Source organism: Acinetobacter sp. BY419, assembly GCF_019038395.1.
GTDB lineage: Bacteria > Pseudomonadota > Gammaproteobacteria > Pseudomonadales > Moraxellaceae > Acinetobacter.
Window position 1 is genome coordinate 1 of the sequence record NZ_JAGFXZ010000073.1, and the last position, 1667, is coordinate 1667.

Genomic DNA, 1667 nt, shown 5'->3' on the forward strand with positions numbered 1-1667 from the left:
AATCTAAAAAATCGATTGATTAGATAAATACAAACTGTTTTAACTATTCAATCGGTTGGCTTATCATGGCTGTATCAAATAAATACTTACTCCTCTGGAGACGTTAGCAATGTTAGATCAAAATACTTCTGCTCAACTTAAAACCTTACTTGAACGCCTGGAAGGTCCGATTGAACTGGTGGCCACGCTGGATGGCTCTGACAAATCAGACAAAATCAAGGAACTGGTCGAAGAAATCGCAGCACTGTCTGATTTGGTGACTGCCCGTTTTGACGGCAGCAACCAACGTGTACCAAGTTTCGGGATTGCCAAAGCCGGTGAACAGCCACGTGTGTTCTTCGCAGGTCTGCCGATGGGCCATGAGTTCACCTCGCTGATTCTGGCCTTGCTGCAAACTTCAGGTTATGCACCGAAAGTCTCTGCGGAAGTTCTGGAGTCTATTAAAGGCCTGGGTATCCAATCTGACTTTGAGGTCTTTGTTTCCCTGAGCTGCCATAACTGTCCGGATGTGGTTCAGGCCCTGAACCTGATTGCCATCTACAACCCGGGTACCACAGCGACCATGATTGATGGTGCCTTCTTCCAGGATGAAGTAGAAGAACGCAAGATCATGGCTGTACCTATGGTATTCCAGGACAACCAGCATATCGGTCAGGGTCGTATGACCCTGGAAGAAATCATTGCCAAGCTGGATAGCAATGCAGCCGCCAGAGATGCGGAAAAGCTGAATGCCAAAGACGCCTTTGATGTCCTGATTGTCGGTGGCGGACCTGCAGGAAATACCGCTGCGATCTATGCAGCACGTAAAGGCATTAAAACCGGGATTGTGGCTGAACGCATGGGTGGTCAGGTCATGGACACCATGGATATTGAAAACTACACCTCCATCCAGAAGACCCAAGGTCCGAAGTTTGCAGCCGAGATGGAAGCACACGTACGTGAGTACGGTGTCGACATCATGAACCTGCAACGTGTATCCAATATTAAAGGTGCAGATGAAACTGCCAACGGTTTGGTTGAAGTGACCCTTGAAAACGGTGCCAAGCTTGAATCGAAAACCGTGATTCTGTCGACCGGTGCCCGCTGGAGAGAGATGAACGTTCCGGGTGAGCAGGAATACAAAACCCGTGGTGTAGCGTATTGCCCGCACTGTGATGGTCCATTGTTCAAAGGCAAACGTGTTGCAGTGATCGGTGGTGGTAACTCGGGTGTCGAAGCAGCAATTGACCTGGCAGGTATTGTGGAACATGTAACCCTGGTAGAGTTCGATACCAAGCTGCGTGCGGATCAGGTACTGCAAGACAAGCTCAACAGCTTGCCGAACACCACAGTGATCAAAAATGCACTCTCTACCGAAGTGCTGGGTGATGGTTCACAGGTGACCGGTCTGAAATACAAAGACCGTGCCACAGATGAAGAGCATGTGGTGGAGCTGGCCGGCATCTTTGTGCAGATCGGTCTGTTGCCAAATACCGACTTCCTGAAAGAAACGCAAGTTGAGCTGACGAGCCGTGGCGAGATTGTGATTAATGATCGCAACGAAACCAATGTCAAAGGGGTGTTTGCGGCAGGTGACTGCACTACAGTGCCTTACAAGCAGATTATCATTGCGACAGGTGAAGGTGCGAAAGCATCACTCTCTGCATTTGATTACATTATCCGTTCAG

1 protein-coding gene is annotated in these 1667 nt (G+C 49.1%); it reads left to right on the forward strand.

Annotated elements, in window-relative coordinates; all coding sequences use genetic code 11:
• Positions 1-109 precede the first annotated feature (109 nt).
• The coding region (ahpF, locus tag KUG37_RS14605; RefSeq protein ID WP_216940669.1) for an alkyl hydroperoxide reductase subunit F at positions 110-1667 on the forward strand (1558 nt) is incomplete at its 3' end.